At 68.9% G+C, this 19,127-nt stretch carries 20 protein-coding genes and 1 tRNA gene; 12 read left to right on the top strand and 9 right to left on the bottom strand.

The window, feature by feature from the left end; genetic code table 11:
- Positions 1-257: 257 nt before the first annotated feature.
- The 7 genes from VHD82_RS28940 to VHD82_RS28910 form a co-directional block, all read right to left on the bottom strand.
- The gene (locus VHD82_RS28940; protein WP_325711162.1) at positions 258-1,340 is read right to left on the bottom strand and encodes an acetoin dehydrogenase dihydrolipoyllysine-residue acetyltransferase subunit; all 1,083 of its coding nucleotides are present in this window, start codon (positions 1,338-1,340) and stop codon (positions 258-260) included.
- Complete coding sequence (locus VHD82_RS28935) at positions 1,337-2,350, bottom strand: alpha-ketoacid dehydrogenase subunit beta (RefSeq protein ID WP_325710994.1); 1,014 nt, start codon at positions 2,348-2,350, stop codon at positions 1,337-1,339. Before VHD82_RS28935 ends, VHD82_RS28940 begins: the two co-directional genes overlap by 4 nt.
- Before the next feature lie 13 nt (positions 2,351-2,363).
- On the bottom strand, positions 2,364-3,359 hold the full coding sequence (locus VHD82_RS28930) for a thiamine pyrophosphate-dependent dehydrogenase E1 component subunit alpha (RefSeq protein ID WP_325710990.1): 996 nt from the start codon (positions 3,357-3,359) through the stop codon (positions 2,364-2,366).
- A complete protein-coding gene (locus tag VHD82_RS28925) occupies positions 3,319-4,368 on the bottom strand; it encodes an ATP-NAD kinase family protein (RefSeq protein ID WP_325710986.1) in 1,050 nt (349 codons plus the stop codon). Before VHD82_RS28925 ends, VHD82_RS28930 begins: the two co-directional genes overlap by 41 nt.
- Before the next feature lie 108 nt (positions 4,369-4,476).
- Positions 4,477-4,680 carry a cold-shock protein gene (locus tag VHD82_RS28920; protein ID WP_325710983.1) on the bottom strand — a complete coding sequence of 68 codons (204 nt, stop codon included), beginning with the start codon at positions 4,678-4,680 and terminating at the stop codon, positions 4,477-4,479.
- 161 nt (positions 4,681-4,841) lie between these two features.
- Positions 4,842-5,780 carry an acyl-CoA desaturase gene (locus VHD82_RS28915; protein WP_325710981.1) on the bottom strand — a complete coding sequence of 313 codons (939 nt, stop codon included), beginning with the start codon at positions 5,778-5,780 and terminating at the stop codon, positions 4,842-4,844.
- A 118-nt stretch (positions 5,781-5,898) separates the two neighbouring features.
- On the bottom strand, positions 5,899-7,551 hold the full coding sequence (locus tag VHD82_RS28910) for a thiamine pyrophosphate-binding protein (protein WP_325711159.1): 1,653 nt from the start codon (positions 7,549-7,551) through the stop codon (positions 5,899-5,901).
- 63 nt (positions 7,552-7,614) lie between these two features.
- Here VHD82_RS28910 and VHD82_RS28905 point away from each other — a divergent pair, with 63 nt between their 5' ends.
- From VHD82_RS28905 to VHD82_RS28885, 5 genes are all read left to right on the top strand, one after another.
- Positions 7,615-8,886 carry a hydroxyacid-oxoacid transhydrogenase gene (locus VHD82_RS28905; protein ID WP_325710979.1) on the top strand — a complete coding sequence of 424 codons (1,272 nt, stop codon included), beginning with the start codon at positions 7,615-7,617 and terminating at the stop codon, positions 8,884-8,886.
- Entirely contained in the window at positions 8,880-9,290 is a 411-nt protein-coding gene (locus tag VHD82_RS28900; RefSeq protein ID WP_325710977.1) for a thioesterase family protein, read from the top strand. Before VHD82_RS28905 ends, VHD82_RS28900 begins: the two co-directional genes overlap by 7 nt.
- Before the next feature lie 88 nt (positions 9,291-9,378).
- Positions 9,379-9,744 carry a hypothetical protein gene (locus VHD82_RS28895; protein WP_325710974.1) on the top strand — a complete coding sequence of 122 codons (366 nt, stop codon included), beginning with the start codon at positions 9,379-9,381 and terminating at the stop codon, positions 9,742-9,744.
- A gap of 31 nt (positions 9,745-9,775) precedes the next feature.
- A complete protein-coding gene (locus VHD82_RS28890; protein ID WP_325711156.1) occupies positions 9,776-10,147 on the top strand; it encodes a hypothetical protein in 372 nt (123 codons plus the stop codon).
- Between the two features lie 206 nt (positions 10,148-10,353).
- Positions 10,354-10,426 (top strand) — tRNA-Lys (locus tag VHD82_RS28885).
- Positions 10,427-11,099: 673 nt separating this feature from the next.
- Here VHD82_RS28885 and VHD82_RS28880 read toward each other — a convergent pair.
- Positions 11,100-11,732 carry a class I SAM-dependent methyltransferase gene (locus VHD82_RS28880; RefSeq protein ID WP_325710971.1) on the bottom strand — a complete coding sequence of 211 codons (633 nt, stop codon included), beginning with the start codon at positions 11,730-11,732 and terminating at the stop codon, positions 11,100-11,102.
- Between the two features lie 44 nt (positions 11,733-11,776).
- Entirely contained in the window at positions 11,777-12,691 is a 915-nt protein-coding gene (locus tag VHD82_RS28875; RefSeq protein ID WP_325710968.1) for an AraC family transcriptional regulator, read from the bottom strand.
- Positions 12,692-12,771: 80 nt separating this feature from the next.
- Between VHD82_RS28875 and VHD82_RS28870 the strand changes: the two genes are divergently transcribed.
- The 7 genes from VHD82_RS28870 to iolD all read left to right on the top strand — a co-directional run bounded on the left by VHD82_RS28870 (position 12,772) and on the right by iolD (position 19,123).
- Positions 12,772-13,473 (top strand): helix-turn-helix domain-containing protein, encoded by a 702-nt coding sequence (locus tag VHD82_RS28870; protein ID WP_325710965.1) that lies wholly within the window; start codon positions 12,772-12,774, stop codon positions 13,471-13,473.
- 16 nt (positions 13,474-13,489) lie between these two features.
- Entirely contained in the window at positions 13,490-14,158 is a 669-nt protein-coding gene (locus VHD82_RS28865; RefSeq protein ID WP_325710962.1) for an alpha/beta hydrolase, read from the top strand.
- Between the two features lie 36 nt (positions 14,159-14,194).
- Positions 14,195-14,467, top strand: a complete 273-nt coding sequence (locus VHD82_RS28860; protein WP_325710959.1) for a PASTA domain-containing protein — start codon at positions 14,195-14,197, stop codon at positions 14,465-14,467.
- 154 nt (positions 14,468-14,621) lie between these two features.
- On the top strand, positions 14,622-15,575 hold the full coding sequence (gene iolC, locus VHD82_RS28855; protein WP_325710956.1) for a 5-dehydro-2-deoxygluconokinase: 954 nt from the start codon (positions 14,622-14,624) through the stop codon (positions 15,573-15,575).
- A complete protein-coding gene (locus VHD82_RS28850) occupies positions 15,568-16,437 on the top strand; it encodes a Cgl0159 family (beta/alpha)8-fold protein (protein ID WP_325710953.1) in 870 nt (289 codons plus the stop codon). Before iolC ends, VHD82_RS28850 begins: the two co-directional genes overlap by 8 nt.
- Positions 16,434-17,273 (top strand): 5-deoxy-glucuronate isomerase, encoded by an 840-nt coding sequence (gene iolB / locus VHD82_RS28845; protein WP_325710950.1) that lies wholly within the window; start codon positions 16,434-16,436, stop codon positions 17,271-17,273. The genes VHD82_RS28850 and iolB overlap by 4 nt, the downstream gene beginning before the upstream one ends.
- Positions 17,270-19,123 carry a 3D-(3,5/4)-trihydroxycyclohexane-1,2-dione acylhydrolase (decyclizing) gene (gene iolD / locus VHD82_RS28840; RefSeq protein ID WP_325710948.1) on the top strand — a complete coding sequence of 618 codons (1,854 nt, stop codon included), beginning with the start codon at positions 17,270-17,272 and terminating at the stop codon, positions 19,121-19,123. The genes iolB and iolD overlap by 4 nt, the downstream gene beginning before the upstream one ends.
- The last annotated feature ends 4 nt before the right edge of the window (positions 19,124-19,127 follow it).

Genomic DNA, 19,127 nt, shown 5'->3' with positions numbered 1-19,127 from the left:
GCCGTGGCCGTCGCCATCGACTCCGCCGGGTGGCCGGGATCAGCACTGGTTATGCGGTCGGCGTTATTGATATGTATCTCACCGGTTGCCGCGTCGAGTCACGATCGCCGGGGCCGTGGAAAAGGCAGCGCCTGCCCGGGCGCGTCGGGGCAACGCACGACCGCCTCGACCCGATCGCCGAACCGACGATCGTGAGTGCCGAGTCCGATTTGTTCAGGCGGTCGCCGCCGCTCGACCCGGCCAGGGTCCCGTCCTCCTCAGCGTGACACCGCGGGCACCACGTCCACCACGGCGGCCGGGGACTCCAGGTGCACCATGTGCCCGGCGCCTTCGACGTAATGCACCCCCGAGAGCGAGCGCGCGTTGCCCGGCGGGATGACCGAGTCCTGGTTGCCCCACACGAACTCGACCGGAACGTCCACTTCGGACAACAGCGGCCGCACGTCGAGCGGCTGCAGCAGCGTGTCGAGCAGCGTGGTGAGCACCTTGTCCACGCCGTCGAGCCGTTTGTACCTCATCAGGTCGTCCGCCAGTTTGCGGGTGGCCTGCGACGGGTCGGCGAACAGCGCCGCCAGCTGCGGTTTCAGCTCACGGCGGGACGAGGCGGCGGCGAACCCGCGCAGGTAGCCGGCGTTGATCTCCTCGCCGAACCCGGCGGGCGCCACCAGGGTCAGCGAAGACACCTTGCCCGGTTCCCTGGCCGCGACGACGACCGCCACCGCGCCACCGAGCGAGTGCCCGACCAGGTGTGCCCGCTCGATCCCTTGCGCGGCAAGGAAACCCAGCACCGCGCTCGCCAGCGTGTCGAGCGAACCGTCACCGACGTCCTTGCTCGACTCGCCGTGCCCTGGCAGGTCCAGCGCGTGCACGGTGCGCGTCTGGGAAAGCGGCTCCTGCACGAACAGCCAGGAGTTCTTGTCACCGCCGTACCCGTGGATCAGCACCACGTGCTCGTCGCCTTCGCCGAGGGTGGCATAGGCGAGCGTGCGGCCGTCGACCTGCACGGTGCCCGTGACCGGACCGGCGACCTCGGCGACCGCACCCGAATCCAGCTCCGCACGGGCCAGGCGGGCGGCTTCGTCGATCTCCTCCTCGGTCACGTCGGCCGGAGCGATCAGCGCGATGGTCCCGCCGACCGGCACTTCCTCGCCGACCTGCGCGATCACCCGGCGCAGCACGCCTTCGTCGGACGCTTCCAGGGTGCCGGTGATCTTGTCGGTGTCGATGTCGGCGAGGTCGTCGCCGTCGGAGATCTCGTCACCCTCCTGCGCGATCCACTCGGTGATCTTGCCGCTCGCCATGGACAGCCCCCATTTGGGCATCAGCACCCTGGCGATCATCGGGTCCACCCGGCCACCGCCTTGGCTGCGTTGACGACACGCTGCGCGTCGGGGATGTAGAGGTCTTCGAGCGCGTCGGAGAATGGCACGGGCGTGTGCGGCGCGGTGACCATCTCGATGGGCGCGCGCAGCGACCCGAACGCCTCCTTCGCGACCAGCGCGGAGATGTCGGTGGCCAGGTTGCAGCGCGGGGTCGCCTCGTCCACCACGACCAGCCTGCCGGTGTTGTCGACGCTTTCCAGGATCGTCTCGGTGTCGAGCGGGCTGGTGGTCCTCGGGTCGATGACCTCGGCCTCGATCCCGGAGCCTGCCAGCTCGGCGGCGGCCGCTTCGGCGACCGAGACCATCCGGCCGATGGCCACGATCGTCACGTCGTCGCCGTCGCGCACGATGTTCGCTTCGCCGAAGGGGATGGTGTAGCTGTCTTCGGGCACTTCGCCGCTCATGTCGTACAACGCCTTGTGCTCGCAGAAGATCACCGGGTCGTTGTCGCGGATCGACTGGATCAGCAGCCCCTTCGCCTCGTATGGGCTCGACGGGACAACCACCTTAAGACCGGGGATGTGCGTGAAGATCGAGTACAGCGCCTGAGAATGCTGCGCTGCCGCGCGGAGCCCGGCGCCGTACATCGTGCGGATCACTACCGGGGTCTGCGCCTTGCCGCCGAACATGTAGCGGAACTTGGCCGCCTGGTTGAAGATCTGGTCGAAACAGACGCCGAGGAAGTCGATGAACATGAGCTCCGCCACCGGCCGCATCCCGCGAGTGGCCGCCCCGATCGCGGCGCCGATGAACGCCGATTCGGTGATCGGCGTGTCCAGCACCCGGCCCGGGAACCGGTGGTAAAGCCCTTTGGTGACACCGAGTACGCCGCCCCACGCGTCGTCTTCGCCGGGGCTGCCCGCCCCGCCGGCGTTGTCCTCGCCCATCACGATGACCGACGAGTCCCGTTCCATCTCCTGCGCGAGCGCCTCGTTGATCGCCTCGCGGTAGCTGATCGTGCGTGCCATGGTCGCGCTCCTTTCAGTACGAGACGTAGACGTCGGTCTCGAGATCGGACCGGTCAGGTTTCGGCGCCGCCTTGGCCTCGGTGACGGCGGCTTCGATCAGGTCGGCCACCTGCGTGTCGACCGAGTCCAAAGTGGACTCATCCAGTTGGTCGGTCTCGGTGACGCGTGCCCGGAACCGCTTGAGGCAGTCCCGGTGCTCGCGCGCGTCAGCCACTTCACTGGCGCGGTAAGTCTGCTGGTCGCCCTCGAAATGCCCGAAGTAGCGGGTGAACTTGACCTCGATGAGCGTGGGGCCGCCACCTTCGCGGGCGCGCTGGATCGCTTCGCCCGCCGCCTCGTAGACGGCGAAGAAATCGAACCCGTCCACGATCACGCCCGGCATCCCGAACCCGGCAGCCCGGTCGGCGATGTTGTCCGCAGACACGGACCAGGTGCTGGACGTGGCCTCGGCGTAGCCGTTGTTTTCGGCGACGAAGACAGCCGGGAGCTGCCACACCGAAGCGAGGTTGAGCGCTTCGCACGTCGTGCCCTGGTTACTCGCTCCGTCGCCGAAGAACGCGACGCCGACTCCGCCCGTGCCCTGCTGCTTCGCGGCCAGCGCAGTGCCGCAGATCAGCGGCGGCCCACCGCCGACGATGCCGTTCGCGCCCAGCATCCCCTTGGACAGGTCGGCGATGTGCATGGAACCGCCCTTGCCGTGGCAGGACCCGGTCTTGCGGCCGTAGATCTCGGCCATCATCGCCTTGACGTCCACGCCCTTGGCGATGCAGTGCCCGTGCCCGCGGTGCGTGCTGGCGATCGAATCGCGGTCGTCGAGGTGCATGCACACGCCGGTCGCGGACGCCTCCTCGCCGGCGTAGAGGTGCACGAACCCGGGGATGTCGCCGGTCGCGAACTCGTCGTGCACCCGTTCCTCGAACGCACGGATGGTGCGCATCATCCGGTAGGCGTCGAGCAGCCCGTCGGCGTCAAGCCCGTGCGCGGCGGGTGTTCGCAAGGTGTCCGTCATCGTTGACGTTCCTTTCTGTGATCAACAAACCCAGCGCCGCCGCCTGAGTCAGGGCGGCGGTGACGTCGATGCAGCGCGGCCCATCGAGCCGCAGCCGGACAGTGGCGGGGGTGTCGCGTCGTAGTTCCAGCTCGCGCTCGCCGTCCACGGCGACGACCCCGCACGGCACGAGCTCGACGATCTCGCCGGCGGGCAGCCGCCGGAAATCCCGAACCCCGACGGGCACGACGAGCCCGGGCGCGATCGGCGCTTGCACGACCCAGCGGGCCTGCTCAGGCGGGGCGAAGGTGAGCGCGACACCCGAAGGCGTCTCGCGGTCGGTGGGACACAACTGCCCGGCCACGCTGGACAAACCGATGGCGTCGGGCTCGGCGAAAGTGCAGAACAGCTCGGTCAGCAGCTCCGGCTCCCACAACGCGCGCGAACCGACGTACGGGGACACGGAGCCACACACGTCGACGAGCGCCAGCTCGACCCTGTCCCCGGCGGCGACTTCGAGCACCGCGGCGCGATAGGTGGCGTCGACGGCGCCGGTCGCGACGAGACCAGCGGCCAGCCCGGCGACCGTAGCCTCCCGGAGCTGCGGGAACGCGTTGTTGGTGCCGGTGGACAGCGGGAGCAGCGGCACGTCGCCGCACGCGGCTGCAGCCACCCGCGCGGTGCCGTCGCCGCCGAGGCAGACGATCGCGCGGGCACCGTCGTCGATCATCCGGCGGACGGCGTTCGTGGTGTCGCGGGCCGTCTCGGTCAGCTGATCCCGGTCGCAGAACTCCACGTCCGGCCAGGGATCACGCCTGGTCCGGACTGCACGCAGAACAGCGGCGGAGATCCCGGCGAGGTCGGTCGACAGCAGCACCCGGCCGACGCCGACCGCACCCAGCGCGGTGAGCATCCGCTGCACCATGTTGGCCTTCTCGGCCGTCGGGAACACCGAGGCCTTCGCAACCAGGCGACGGATGTCCCGCCCGGAGGCCGGGTTCGCCACGATGCCCACTGTGCGCTCGGTCACATCTCAATGGGACACCCGGCGCCACCCGTCGCGGAAGGGTTGCAAGAGGTTGCACGCACGAAAGCAGCCCCCGCCCGAAACGGGCGGGGGCTGCTTTCGAAGACCTGATCAGATCACGTTGACCGAGGTCGCCTGCGGGCCCTTCTGGCCCTGGCCGATCTCGAACTCAACGCGAGCGTTCTCCTCGAGGCTACGGAAGCCGTTGCCCTGGATCTCGGAGTAGTGAACGAAGACGTCGCCGCCGCCGTTGTCGGGAGTGATGAAGCCAAACCCCTTCTCGGAGTTGAACCACTTCACAGTGCCCTGAGCCATAAAAGTATTCTCCATATACTGCAAATCAACAGGGCATCGCTTCGATACCCCAGGTCGACCGCGAGACGGTTTGCTCTCCCGAATGGGAAACCACTACGCCCGCGAGGTCTTGCGAGCGTGGGTAAACACGAACACAAAATCTTGAGACCACGTTCAGTACATCACAGATCGGGCTCGAACGCCAACTTGTCCAGCCTGGCGGGCGTCGGCCAGCGCACCTGCCAGGCCCAGCCGAGCTTCTCGAAGATCCAGATCAGCCGGGCCGTGATGTCGAGCTGCCCCCGCTTGACCCCGTGCCTGGCGCAGGTCGGGTCCGCGTGGTGCAGGTTGTGCCAGGACTCACCGAAGGAGAAGACCGCCAGCGGCCAGAAGTTCGCGGCCTTGTCGCGGCTCGCGAACGGGCGCTCGCCGATCATGTGGCAGATCGAGTTGACCGACCACGTGACGTGGTGCAGCAGGGCGACCCGGACGAACCCGGCCCAGAAGAACGCCGTCACGCCGCCCCACACGGACCAGCTGATCAGCCCGCCGGCGATGGCGGGCAACAGGAACGTGGCGGCCACCCACACCGGGAACAGCTTGTCGACGGTGCGCACGTCGCGGTCGGCGAGCAGGTCCGGGGCGAACCGCTCGGCGTTGGTCACCTCGCGCTCGAACAGCCAGCCCATGTGCGCGTGCCAGAAGCCCTTGGCCAGCGCCTTCGGCCCGGTGCCGAACAGCCACGGCGAGTGCGGGTCGCCCACCCTGTCGGAGAAGGCGTGGTGCCGCCGGTGGTCGGCCACCCAGGTGGTGGCCGGGCCTTGCGCGGACAGGTTCCCGGCGATCGCCAGCGCCACCCGCAGCGGGCGGTTCGCCTTGAACGAGCCGTGCGTGAAGTGGCGGTGGTAACCGGCTGTCACCCCCAGCCCGGAGATCACGAAGAACGCCGCCCCCAGCCCGATGTCGAGCCAGCTCAGTCCCCAGCCCCAGGCGAAGGGCACCGCCGCGACGAGCGCGACCAGTGGCAGCAGCACGAACACCTTCACCAGGACGTGTTCGGACAGCGACCGGGTACCGGAAATGATTGGTTTCGGTTTACGGACGGGAGTATCAACAGGCATACAGAAATACCAATATTTCGTGTTTAGGGGGAAATGGCAGCTAAAACTGACCCTACGCGAGCACGCACGGAAAGGCGAGAGCCCGACTTACCGGCCACACACAGATCACACGCAGATCTCAGTCGGCCCCGTGCTCGGCACGGAACAGCGCGGACAACCGCACATCCGGATTGATGACGTCCGGGTCCGTGCGCACGTCGATCACGCTGGGCCGCTGGTGGCGCAGCGCTCGGCCGACCGTGGGTTCCAGTTGCTCCGGCGATTCCACTGTGTAACCGACGGCGCCGAAAGAACGCGCCCAGGACGCGAAATCCACCGGATTGAGCGCCACCCCGGACAACCTGCCGTGCGTACGCGCCTGATGGACCGCGATGTCCCCGTACAGCCCGTTCTGGATGACGACCACGATGATCGGCGCCCGGTAGCGCACCGCCGTCTCCAGTTCCTGTCCGGTCATCATCACGCTGCCGTCGCCCACCATGGCGACCACGGTCCGCTTCGGCTGCGCGAGTTTCGCGGCGACCGCGGCAGGCACCGCGTAGCCCGCCACCCGATCGGCCGGGCCGAGCTGGGTGCGCGGTTCGGTGAAACACCAGTAGCGATGCACGAATCCGGCGAAACTACTCGAATCCATCGTGACCACGGTGTCCTCCGGCACCACCTTACGCACCGCCCGCACCACCTCGGCCGGGTGCACCAGCACGCTTTCCCTGGTGTCCGGCGGGGTCATGTACGTGTGCGTGGACGCGTTCGCCGCCGAGCTGCGACGGGTGCGCGGCTCGGCCACCGCGCACAGCTCGCGCAGGAACGGGCCGATCTCGCAGTCGATGCGGAAGGTCAGCCCGCGGCGGCGGGACGGGACGAGCCCAGTGCCGATCATCACCAGGGTCTGGCCTGCCGACGGGTAGCGGAAGTTCTGCGTGGTGATCTCGTCCAGCCGGGTGCCGACGGCGAGCACCAGATCGGCGCGGTCGAGTGCGTCCAGCTGTCGCGCCGGGACACCGATCCCGAGGTGTCCGGCGTAGCGGGCGTGGTTCTCGGGGAAGGCGTCCTGACGGCGAAAAGCGTTGTACACGGCGAAACCGAGCTGGTCGGCCGCGGTGATCAGCTCGGCGCGTGCGCTCCGGGCCCGGCTGCCGGCGATCACCACCGGGTAGCGCGAGTCGGCCAGCAGCGCGGCCACCTCGTCGGCCGACCGGATGAGCTGTCCACTCCGGTCCGGCGGCGGCGCCGGCTTCGACAACACCGCGTCGAACGGGGCGACCCAGAAGTCCGTCGGCACCGACAGTACGGCCGGACCGCGCCGGCCTCGCCGCACCTCCTGCAGCGCTTCGACCAGCAACTCCGGCACCTCGGCCGCCGTCTCGGCGCGGGCCGTCCACTTCGAGAACGGGCGGAACAGGCCGAGCTGGTCCGGGCCCTCCTCCATGTCCGGCACCAGGTCGTTCGACGGGCGGTCGGCCAGCAGCACGATCATCGGGGTCTCGTCCTGGTGCGCCGTCTGCACGCCGATGGCCAGGTTCATCACGCTGGGCCCCGGCGCGCCGAGCAGGATCGCCGGGACGTCACGGAGTTTGCCCTCCGCCTCGGCCATGAACGCGGCGGCGGACTCGTGCCTGGCGGTGACGAGCGTCATCGACGGTTCGAACTGGATCGCGTCGAGAAGTTCGAGAAAAGAGTCACTCGGCACCGTGTACGCGCGCCGCACACCGGCGTCGACCAATATCCGGACCGCCGTGCGCGCAACGGTCCAACCTCGCTGATACGTGATGGATCAAGGTAATCAGCGTGCACAACTCCGGTCAAGTGAGGCCCATACGCCTAAGCTCGGGCTGTGTCCGAAGAAACGGTGTTCACCTACGGGGCGCCCGCGCTGAAGTACGGAGCGGGCGCCAGCGACGAAATCGGCTACGACCTCAAACAGACCGGCGCGCGCCGCGCGCTCGTGGTGACCGATCCCGGGGTCGCCGCCACCGGCTGGCCGCAGCGGGTCGCCGACGGACTGACCGGATATGGCCTGGTGGCAGAGGTTTTCGACGGCGTGCACGTCGAGCCGACCGACATCAGCATGGCCAAGGCGGTCGAGTACGCGCGCGGTAGCGGGCCGTGGGACGCGTTCGTCGCTGTCGGTGGCGGGTCGGCGATCGACACCGCGAAGGCGGTGAACCTGTTGACCAGCAACGAAGGCGAGCTGATGGACTACATCAACCCGCCGGTCGGCGGCGGCCGCGCGCCCAGTGCTCCGCTGAAGCCGCTCGTCGCCGTCCCGACCACAACCGGTACGGGGTCCGAAAGCACCACGGTGTGTGTGCTGGATGTGTTGTCGCTGCGGGTGAAAACCGGTATCAGCCACCTGAAACTGCGGCCGACGCTGGCCGTGGTGGATCCCCGCCTGACCGTGACGCAGCCGGCCGGGGTTACGGCGGCGAGCGGGATGGACATCCTGTGTCACGCCGTGGAGAGCTACACGGCCAAGCCGTACACGGATTTCGAGCGCAAGCAGCCCGAACAGCGGGTGCCCTACTGCGGTTCGAACCCCGTCGCCGACATGTTCGCCGAACGGGCGCTGACGTTGCTGCGGGACGCGCTGCCCGCCGCGGTGGCCGACGGCGAGGACCTGCACGCGCGGGAAAACCTTTCGCTGGCCGCGACTTTCGCCGGGATGGGCTTCGGCAACGCCGGGGTGCACATCCCGCACGCGAACGCGTACCCGATCGCCGGGCAGGTGCGCGACTTCGTCCCCGACGGCTACCCGCCCGAGGAACCCCTTGTGCCACATGGAATGGCGGTGTCACTCACCGCGCCGGAGGCGTTCCGGTTCACCTTCGAGGCGGCGCCGCGGCGGCATCTCCACGTCGCCGAACTGCTCGGCCCGGACGTGCCGCGCCCTGCCGACGACGCCGACTACCTGCCCGAAGTGCTGCGGCGATTGATGTCGCGGATCGGCATCCCCAACGGGATCGGCGCGGTCGGCTACGGCGAGTCCGATGTGGACAGCCTCGTCGAGGGCACGGTCAAGCAGCAGCGGCTGTTGTCGATCGCGCCGCGCACACCGACCGAGGAGGACCTGGCCGGCATCCTGCGGCGGTCGGTGAGCCTGTGGTGAGCTACCCGCACTGGCGCACCGTGCCGACCCGTTGGAAGGACAACGACGTCTACGGGCACGTCAACAACGTCGTGCACTACTCGGTGATGGACACGGTGATCAACACCTGGCTCATCGAACACGGCGGGCTGGACGTGGAGCAGAGCCCGGTGATCGGGCTGTGCGTGGAATCGCACTGCAACTACCACGGCTCGGTGTCCTTTCCGGACGTACTGGAGGTGGGCCTGCGGGTGGCGCACCTCGGGCGGTCCAGCGTCCGGTACGAGATCGGCATCCACCGCCATGACCGGTCGGAGGTGGTCGCGGAGGGACATTTCGTGCACGTCTTCGTCGACCGCGCGACGCGGCGGCCGGTGCCGGTCGAGGGCAAACTGCGCGAATGCCTCGAAGCCCTGCGGCCCTAGCGGCTCACCTGCCGCACACGTTCGCGGTGGGAAGATGGGTTCGGGAGCGGCGCACTTGGCCTGCGCCGCTCCCGTCTAAACTTCGGCCGTGATCTCTGGTTTCGCGATAGCCGTGACGGTGTGCGCACTGGCCGTGGCGATCTGGAGCTTCCTGCAGGCCGCGCGGAACAAGGAGCCGGACCGTCCGCTGCTGATCAGCATCGGCGTGGTCGAGGTGCTGCTGGTGGCGCAGCTGGTGATCGGGGTCGTGCTGCTGATCGGCGGCGGCCGCCCAGGGAACCTGGTCACGTACCTCGCCTACCTGATCGGTGCGCTGGTGATCATCCCGGTCGGCGCCGCGTGGGCACTGGCCGAACGCAGCCGGTCGAGCACCGTGATCCTGGGCATCGCGTGCCTCGCGATCCCGGTGATGGTGCTGCGCCTGCACGAGATCTGGGGAGGGGCCAGTGCCTGAACCGAAGAACACCGCGACCGGGCCCGGCCGCATCCTGGTGGCCGTCTACGGGATCTTCGCCCTCGCCGCCACTTCGCGCGCGGCCGTGCAGATCTCGACGAAGTTTCACGAGGCCCCGCTGGCCTACATCCTGTCCGCGCTCGCCGCGGTGATCTACATCGTGGCCACCGTGGCACTGGCTCGCCGCGGCGCCACGTCCTGGCGGGTCGCGCTGGTCTGCCTGTCGGTGGAGCTGCTGGGGGTGCTCGTCGTCGGCACCCTGAGCGTCTTCGACCGCGAAGCCTTCCCGGACGCGACGGTGTGGTCGGTCTACGGGGAGGGTTACGTGTTCATCCCGCTCGTACTGCCGATCATCGGCCTGTACTGGCTGCGCCGCACGGCGCGGGTGCCTAGCGGCTCGTAAGGCGTCCAGCTCGCGACGAGGACCTCGGTGCGCGGCCGGGTCCGGCACTCGAGGCCGTGTTGGCGCTGTCACAGGACGCCGGCCTCGTCGTGGGGCGGCGGGGAGTCCAGTGTGGACTGTTCCTGTGGCCAGTGTGACGGTTGGGGCGGGGTGATCACCCCGGCCTGACGACACCGGCGTGGGGCCGCCCGTTAGACTGCGCGTGAGGGCCGTTAGCTCAATTGGTAGAGCTGTGGACTTTTAATCCATAGGTTCCGGGTTCGAGCCCCGGGCGGCCCACTCTTTCCCCAGGTCAGGGAGCTACCCGGGTTCGCCGGTTGATCTTGGTGCCGGTTTTGCCCAGGACGTTCAGCACCAGCGCGGGCTCGCGCGATCCGGCCGACGTAGGTGTCGGTCGTCTGCGACACCCGCGAGTGGCCGGCCATGTCGCTGGTCTCCCGTGCAGGTAGGGCATCGGTGACTCGGGTAGCCATGGTCCGCCGGAATGTCCGGGGCACGTCTCGCCCCCGGACCATCGGGCCTATTCGCCGCAATGCCGGAATGGCCGTCGCCAAGTGCGATGCTCACCCAGTGCCCCCGGAACCGGTCGCCCAGCTGCAATGGGCGCAACCCTCGGCCGCGCGACCAATTGCGGCCGGTCCGGGTCGCCGCGCGTTGCTAAGGCCCTTCCCCCTCAGACAGCGCCGACGTAAATCGCTGGAACGCAGGCATCCGCGATGCAAGCCTGATCAGTATCCCGACAACAGGCGCGCCCGGGACGCCCGAGGCGAAGAGTCGAACCGGTGGGAGTAAGAGGCGGCAGACGGGGCGCCCGCGCGCGTAGCGCATGCAGACGGCGCCCTGAGTCGGCCCTACCGGACCCGGTACATACGACACCATTGATTTTGTACCCACAGGTTCCGGGTTCGGGCCCCGGACGGCCCACCGATGCTGCTTGAGCGGTCGGCCTCCCTCAGGTAACGAGGTGCGCCTTCCTAGCAAGCAGGTGGACCTCCGGGAACTGGCGTCGGTCGGTGGGCTGGGGCTCTCGGACCATCCGGGCGACCTCGGCCAGGCCGGACTTGCGCAGCAGCGCGGCAAGGTGGTCGGGCGACCACCGGTAGGCCGGGGCGACGGCATGGTCGAAGACCTGCGTCAGGTGGGCCGCGCCCTCAGTTGCGGAAAAGCCGAGGAGGAGGTGACCACCGGGGGCCAGCACGCGGTGGAACTCCGCCAGGATGGCGGGGACCTCTGGCGGCGGCGTGTGGATGATGGACCACCGTGAGAGCACGCCGCCCAGTGAGCCGTCGGCGATGTTCAGCGCGGCCATCGAGCCCACGTCGAACCGCAGACTCGGGCAGGCCTCCCGGGCCAGCTTGATCATCGCCGGAGAGGCGTCGACACCGAAGGCCGCCACGCCCAGCCCGTCCAGATAGGCCGTGACGTGGCCGGGCCCGCAGCCCAGGTCCGCGACCGGACCATTCGGACCTACCGCCTCGGCGAAGGCGTTCAACATCGCGCGGTCCAGGGGGCTGTCACGCAGCGAGTCACGGAACAGCTCCGCATAAGTTGCGGCGGCAGCGTCGTAAGCCGAGCGGGTGGCCACGCCCGCGAGAGTAGTCGAATCGCGATCCAGCACGTCGCGGCGTTTCAGCTCGGCTCCTCGAAGACGGTAGAAGCACGGTAGGTTCCCGGCGCCGTGCCGAACTCGCGCTTGAAAGCCTTGGCGAAGGCGAACTCCGACGTGTAGCCGACCTCCTTGGCGATGGTCCGCAAGGGCGCGTCGCCGCGGCGCAGTAGGTACGCCGCCTTCGTCATCCGCCACCACGTCAGGTACCGGAGCGGCGGCTGACCGGCAATCGTCGTGAAGCGGCGGGCGAAGGGGGCGCGGGAGAGGCCCGCCCTGGTGCCGAGTTCCTCGACGGTCCACGGGTGCGCCGGGTCGCGGTGGATGGCCAGCAGCGCCGCGGAAACCGCCGGATCGCTCAACGCCGCAGCCCAGCCGGTCGCCGCCGGTTGTTCGGCGTACCACGCGCGCAGGATGTAGAGCAGCAGCGTGTCCAACAACGCGGGCACGACGATTTCCCCGCCAGGCCTTGGTTCCGCCATCTCCGTGCCCAGCAGGTCGATGGCCGCTCGCAGCGAGGGATGGCGCCCCAGCCGGGCCGGCAGGTGGATCACGGCGGGCAGCTCGTCGAGCAACGGATGCACCCTGACCCGATTCAGCAGATACGCCCCGCACAGCAAGACGGTTGGAGCGTTCCGGTCGATCTGCTCTGCCGGCTCGCCGTCGCGTTCCAGGCGCAGCTCGGCCGAAGTCGCGGGCCCGGCCGCGGTGTCGGCCAGTTCGTGGGCGGCCCCGTGCGGCAGTAACGCCACATCGCCCGGGCCGAGCCGGACCGGCTGGCCATCGACGGTCAGCGTCAGCGAACCTTGCAGCACCACGTGAAAACCCGCGCCGGCGAACTCGGGCGCCCGCAGCCGCCACGGTGGCCGCAGCTGCTGCCGCGACGAATGGGGGCTACCGGTGCGCATGGCAGCGATCGCGTCGCTGAGCACGTCCATGCTCACGACTCTAGTGAGTCGAGACGATCGGACATGTCCAGGATTTGACCGACCGAGTTGGTCAATCAATACTACGGAACATGCGAGGTCGGGTTCCGCCGCAGCCGGTGGAGAAGATCGCCGAAGCCGCGGCGCGGGTGTTTCTGGCCAAGGGGTACCGGGCGGCCGGGATATCCGACGTGTCCGCGGCTCTCGGCATGAGCCATGGCGCGGTGTATACGTACGCGAAGAGCAAGGAAGCCTTGCTGTATCTGGCTTTGCTACGTCTGGCCAAGCCGGAGTCCTTCGCCGGGCTGAAGATCCCGGTCGCCACACCGGCCCCCGAGGAGATCGTGGCCTTGATCGAAGCCGGCGCCGCCCGCAGCGGGTTGCCGGTGCTGACCGGGGCGAGCGGGCCGCGGCGCGTGCCGATCGCCGAGGAGTTCGGCGCGATCGTCGACGAGTTGTACGAGTTCGTCGGCGGCAACCGGCATCTGCTGGCGCTGGTCGAGCGGTGCGCTCAAGACCTGCCGGAGCTGGCGCAGGTCTACTTCGTGCAGCACCGCCGGAAAATGCTGGCCGACCTGGATGACTACTTGACCCGACGGATCCGCTCGGGTGGGCTGCGCGCGGTTCCGGACGTGCCGGCGGCGGCGCGGTTCATCACCGAAACCGTCACCTGGTTCGCCTGGCACCGGCTCGACGATCCGGACTCGGCGATGCTCGACGACGAGGCCTGCCGCCGGACCGTCCGGCACCTCCTGCTCACCGCGTTCCTGCCCGACACGACAGAAAGCGGCTAGTCCTTAAGGTGAAGGCGTGACGAACTACGTTCTGGTGCATGGGGCCTGGCACGGCGGCTGGGCCTGGGAGCGCGTGGCTGCGAAGCTGCGGGCGCAGGGGCACGAGGTGCACGCGCCGACCCTGGCCGGTCTTGGCGATCGGACGGACGAGCTGAGCCCGGAGATCGGGCTCCGGCAGCACGCCGCGGAGATCGCGGATCTGCTCGCCGGCCTGGAAGACGTGGTGCTCGTCGGGCACAGCTACGGCGGTCTCGTGGTCCGCGAGGCGGCGGACCGGGTGCCGGTGCGCGAGATCGTGCTGGTCGACGGCTGGGTCGGGCGCGACGGCGAGTCGATGGACAGCCGCGCGCCGGAGGGTTTCCGTGCCTGGATCGACAAACTGACCACCGACGGCGTCATCGCCGTGCCGCGCGCCGCACACGTCGGGGTGACCGATCCGGAGGACGCCCGCTGGGTGGAGTCGCAGATGACGCCGCAGCCCCGGCTGTCGTTCTCCGAACCGACCGAACTCACCGGCGCGGTCGAGCAGATTCCTTGTCACGCGGTGCTTTGCGTGCCCAATCCGAAGATCCCGTTCAGCGCATGGGCGGCGGAGTTCGGCTGGCCGGTCACCGAGATCGAATCCGGGCACGACGTGATGGTCACCGCGCCGGATGAGCTGGCGGCGGTACTCACCGCTCGGTGAACGCGCTACCCAGCTGCGGCGATCTAAACTCGACGCATGCGCGGACGTCGTCCGGTGACCGAGGTGCCCGATGTAGTCGGCTTGGGCGCCGAGGACGCCTGCGACATCGTGCGCCGCGCGGGACTGGTGCCGCGCGGCCCCGAGGGTGAGCCGGCGCCGCAGCCCGGCGTGGTCGTCGCGCAGGCGCCGGTGGCCGGTGCGGGCTCGACCCGCGGCGACGAGGTCGTGCTGTGGACGCAGCTCGGCCCGGGTTCCGAAGCCGACCTCCGCCCGCCGACGCCGTCGGATTCGGCGCTACAGCCGGTCTGAGCAGCGCCGGTACTGCCGCGCACGGCCGGAAAACCGGTGACCCGGCCGCCCATCGAAGGTATTGACATCGTGCTGTAGCCGCCGCCATAGTACCGGTACTAGAGCGCGCTAGTAGAGCGCGCTAACCGGTGCCAGCACAAGGAGGTGGGTCCGGGTGAGCCCGAGTTTCGACCTCGTCACCGTCGGCCGGATCGGGGTCGACATCTATCCGCTGCAGACGGGGGTCGGGCTGGAGGACGTCGAAACCTTCGGCAAGTATCTTGGCGGTACGGCGACCAACGTCGCGGTCGCCGCCGCGCGGTACGGCCTGCGCAGCGCGGTGATGACCAAGACCGGGGCGGATCCGTTCGGCCGGTTCATCCGCCGCGCGCTGCAGGGTTACGGCGTGGACGACCGGTTCGTCGGAACCAGCGCGCACCTGCCGACCCCGGTGACGTTCTGCGAGATCTTCCCGCCGGACGATTTTCCGCTCTACTTCTACCGGTTCCCGAAGGCCCCGGACCTGGACCTGCACCCGGAAGACCTGGACCTGGACGCGATACGGGCGGCGAAGATCTTCTGGGTCACCGGCACCGGCCTGTCCGAGGAGCCGAGCCGGTCGAGCACGCTCGCGGCATTGGAAGTCAGGGGCCGCAACGGCATCACTGTGCTCGACCTCGACTACCGGCCGATGTTCTGGAGCTCTCGCGAGGAGGCGCGCGGCTGGATGCAGCAGGCGCTCGAACACGTCACCGTCGCCGTGGGCAACCTCGACGAGTGCGACACCGCGGTCGGCACCCGTGAGCCCCGTGCGGCCGCGAAAGCGTTGCGGGACAAGGGAGTTGGGCTCGCTGTCGTGAAGCAGGGCCCGAAGGGCGTGCTTGCGGTGGACGACAGCGGCGAGGTCGAGGTGCCGCCGGTACCCGTGGACGTGGTCAACGGCCTCGGCGCGGGCGACGCGTTCGGCGGCGCGCTGTGCCACGGGCTGCTGGCGGACTGGGACACCGAGCGCGTCATGCGCTTCGCGAACGCCGCGGGAGCTTACGTAGCCGGAGAGATCGCCTGCTCGGACGCGATGCCGACGGAGGAACAGGTGCTGCGCAAACTGGGAGAAACACAGCGTGTCTGACAAAGTGAGCAGGATCGTCGAGCGACGGGTCCGGCATCCGGAGTCGATCGCCGAGGCGGCGGCGGCCCGCACCCGGCCCGGTTCGCTGTTCGGCTCGCACGGCCGAACGATGATCATCGCGGCGGATCACCCGGCGCGCGGCGCGAACAGGGTCGGCGACGATCCGCTGGCGATGGCCGACCGCGGTGAACTGCTGGACAGGCTGTGCGTCGCGCTGGAGCGGCCCGGCGTCACCGGCGTGCTCGCCACCGCCGACATCCTCGAAGACCTGTTACTCCTTGGCGCCCTGGAGCACAAGTCGGTGTTCGGCTCGATGAACCGCACCGGGCTGGCCGGGTCGAGTTTCGAGATCGACGACCGGTTCGCGGGCTACGACGCGGAGACCATCGGGCGGATGCGGTTCGACGGCGGCAAAATGCTCACCCGGATCGCGCTCGACGACCCGCACACTCCCGGCGTACTCGCCGATTCCGCAAACGCGGTCAACGAACTGGCCGAACGCGGGCTGATCGGGATGATCGAGCCGTTCCTGTCGCACTGGGCGGCTGGGAAGATCACCAACGACCTCTCGCCGGCCGCGGTGATCCGCTCGATCACCATCGCCTCCGGGCTCGGCCGCACCTCCGCCTACACCTGGCTGAAGCTGCCCGTGGTCGCGGAGATGGAGCGCGTGCTGGCGTCGTCGACGCTGCCGGCCGTGCTGCTCGGCGGCGAGGTCAAGGACCCGGACGCGGCGTTCGCCTCCTGGCAGAAAGCGCTTTCCCTGCCGACGGTGCAAGGGCTCGTGGTGGGGCGTTCGTTGCTGTATCCACGCGACGGGGACGTCGCCAAGGCAGTCGACACGGCAGTGGGGTTGCTATGAACCTGCATCGCCCCGCGGGCAGCACCGCGGCCGGACCGTTTTCCACCGTGATCACCCCCGAGTCCGCGAACTGGGGCTATTCGGGACTGCGTGTGCTGGAGCTCGACGGCACCGAAACCGTCACGACCGGCGGGTTCGAGGCGCTCGTGTTGCCACTGTCCGGCAGCTGCACGGTGGCCGTGGACGGGGAGAAGTTCGAGCTGGCCGGCCGCACGGGCGTGTTCGACGCGGTCACCGATTTCGCCTACCTCCCAAGCGGTTCCGAGGCGACGCTCACCGGATCCGGACGCATCGCGTTGCCTGCGGCGAAAACCGGCAAGAAGTTGTCCGCGCGCTACCAGCCGGCCGCCGCCACCCCGTCGGAGCTGCGCGGTGCCGGGAACTGCAGCCGCCAGGTGAACAACTACTGCCTGCCGGACACCTTCGAAGCCGACCAGCTGCTGGTGTGCGAAGTGCTGACGCCAGGCGGGAACTGGTCGTCCTACCCGCCGCACAAGCACGACGAAGCGCGTGAAGGCGAGAGTGAGCTGGAGGAGATCTACTACTTCGAAGTCGCCGATCAGGGCATGGGCTACCAGCGCGTTTACGGCACCGCGGAGCGTCCGATCGAAGTCCTTGCCGAGGTGCGCGGCGGCGACGTGGTGCTGATCCCGCACGGCTGGCACGGCCCGTCGATGGCCGCGCCGGGTTACGACCTCTACTACCTCAACGTGATGGCCGGCCCTGGGCAGGAACGCGCCTGGCTGATCTGCGACGACCCGGCGCACGGCTGGGTGCGCCAGACCTGGGAGTCCCAGGACGTCGATCCGCGGCTGCCGTTCGGGAGGAAGCCATGAGACTGACCACGGCGCAGGCGCTCGTCCGGTTCCTGGCGAACCAGTACTCCGAGCGCGACGGACTGGAGCAAAGGTTCATCCCTGCGATGTGGGGAATCTTCGGGCACGGCAACGTCGCCGGGCTCGGCCAGGCGCTGCTGCAGTACCCGCGGGAGATGCCGTACTACCTCGCCCGCAACGAGCAGGGCCAGGTACATGCGTCAGCCGCGTTCGCGAAGATGCGCGACCGGTTGCAGACCTTCGCGTGCACGGCTTCGACCGGGCCGGGTTCGACGAACATGATCACCGGCGCCGCACTGGCCACCACCAACCGGCTCCCGGTCTTGTTGCTGCCGAGCGACATGTTCGCCACTCGCGCGCCGGATCCGGTGTTGCAGCAGCTGGAGGACACGCGCGCAGGCGACGTGTCGGTGAACGACGCTTTCCGCCCGGTGTCCAAGTACTTCGACCGCATCACCCGACCCGAGCAGCTGATCCCCGCCGCGCTCGCCGCGATGCGGGTGCTCACCGATCCGGCTGAAACCGGCGCGGTGACGCTCGCGTTGCCGCAGGACGTGCAGGCCGAAGCGTTCGACTGGCCGGAGGAGTTCTTCCGCCGCCGCGTCTGGCACATCGGACGGCCGGTGCCGGAGGAACCGGCACTGGCCCGGGTCGCGGAGTTGTTGCGTGGCGCGAAGTCTCCGCTGATCGTCGCCGGTGGCGGGGTCGTGTACTCCGGCGCCGAGCACGAGCTGCGCAAGTTCGCCGAAGCCACCGGCATCCCCGTCGCCGACACCCACGCCGGCAAGGGCGCGGTGCCGTGGGACCACCCTTGCGCAGTCGGCGGCATCGGCTCCACCGGTACGTCGGCTGCGAACGCGCTGGCCGCCGAAGCCGACGTCGTGCTGGGGATCGGCACCCGGTATTCCGACTTCACCACCGCCTCGCACACGGTGTTCGGCAACCCGGACGTCACGTTCGCCAACCTCAACGTGGCACGGCTCGACGCGGCGAAGCACTCGGCGGAAATGCTGCTGGCAGACGCGAAACTCGGCATCTCCGCACTGCACACGGCGTTGCACGACTGGGAGGTGGACGAGGCCTACCGGTCCCGCACCCGGATGCTGGCCGACGAATGGCAGCGCACCGTCGACGCGTGCTTCACCGTGGGCCACCACCCGTTGCCTGCGCAGACGGAGATCCTGGGCGCGCTCAACAACGCCCTCGACGACCGCGACGTGGTGATCAACGCGGCCGGCTCGATGCCCGGCGATCTGCAGATGCTTTGGCGCGCAAGGGATCCCAAGGCCTACAACGTGGAGTACGCCTACTCGTGCATGGGCTACGAGGTGGCCGCCGGGGTCGGCACGAAGCTGGCGGCGCCGGACCGCGAGGTGGTCGTGCTCGTCGGCGACGGCTCGTACCTGATGATGTCCCAGGAGCTGGTCACGATGATCGCCGAGGGGCTCAAGGTGATCGTCGTGGTGGTGCAGAACCACGGCTTCGCCTCCATCGGCTCGCTCTCGGAATCCCTCGGCTCACAACGGTTCGGCACCTCGTACCGGTACCGCAGCGACTCCGGGCAGCTCGACGGCGGGAAGCTGCCGGTGGACCTGGCCGCCAACGCCGAAAGCCTCGGTGCGACGGTGCTTCGTGCGTCCACAGTGGACGACTTCACCGCGGCGATCGTGCAGGCCAAGGCGAACGAGCACACCACGGTCGTCCACGTGGAAACCGATCTGTACGGACCGAACCCGCCCGGCTCGGCGTGGTGGGACGTGCCGGTCAGCGAGGTTTCCGAACTCGAGTCCACCAGTAAGGCCCACGAGACCTACGCCGCGCTCAAGCGGACCCAACGCCACTATCTCTAGGAGC

This window comes from Amycolatopsis sp., assembly GCF_035546795.1.
Classification (GTDB): domain Bacteria; phylum Actinomycetota; class Actinomycetes; order Mycobacteriales; family Pseudonocardiaceae; genus Amycolatopsis_E.
This window is presented reverse-complemented; position numbering and strand designations above follow the sequence as displayed.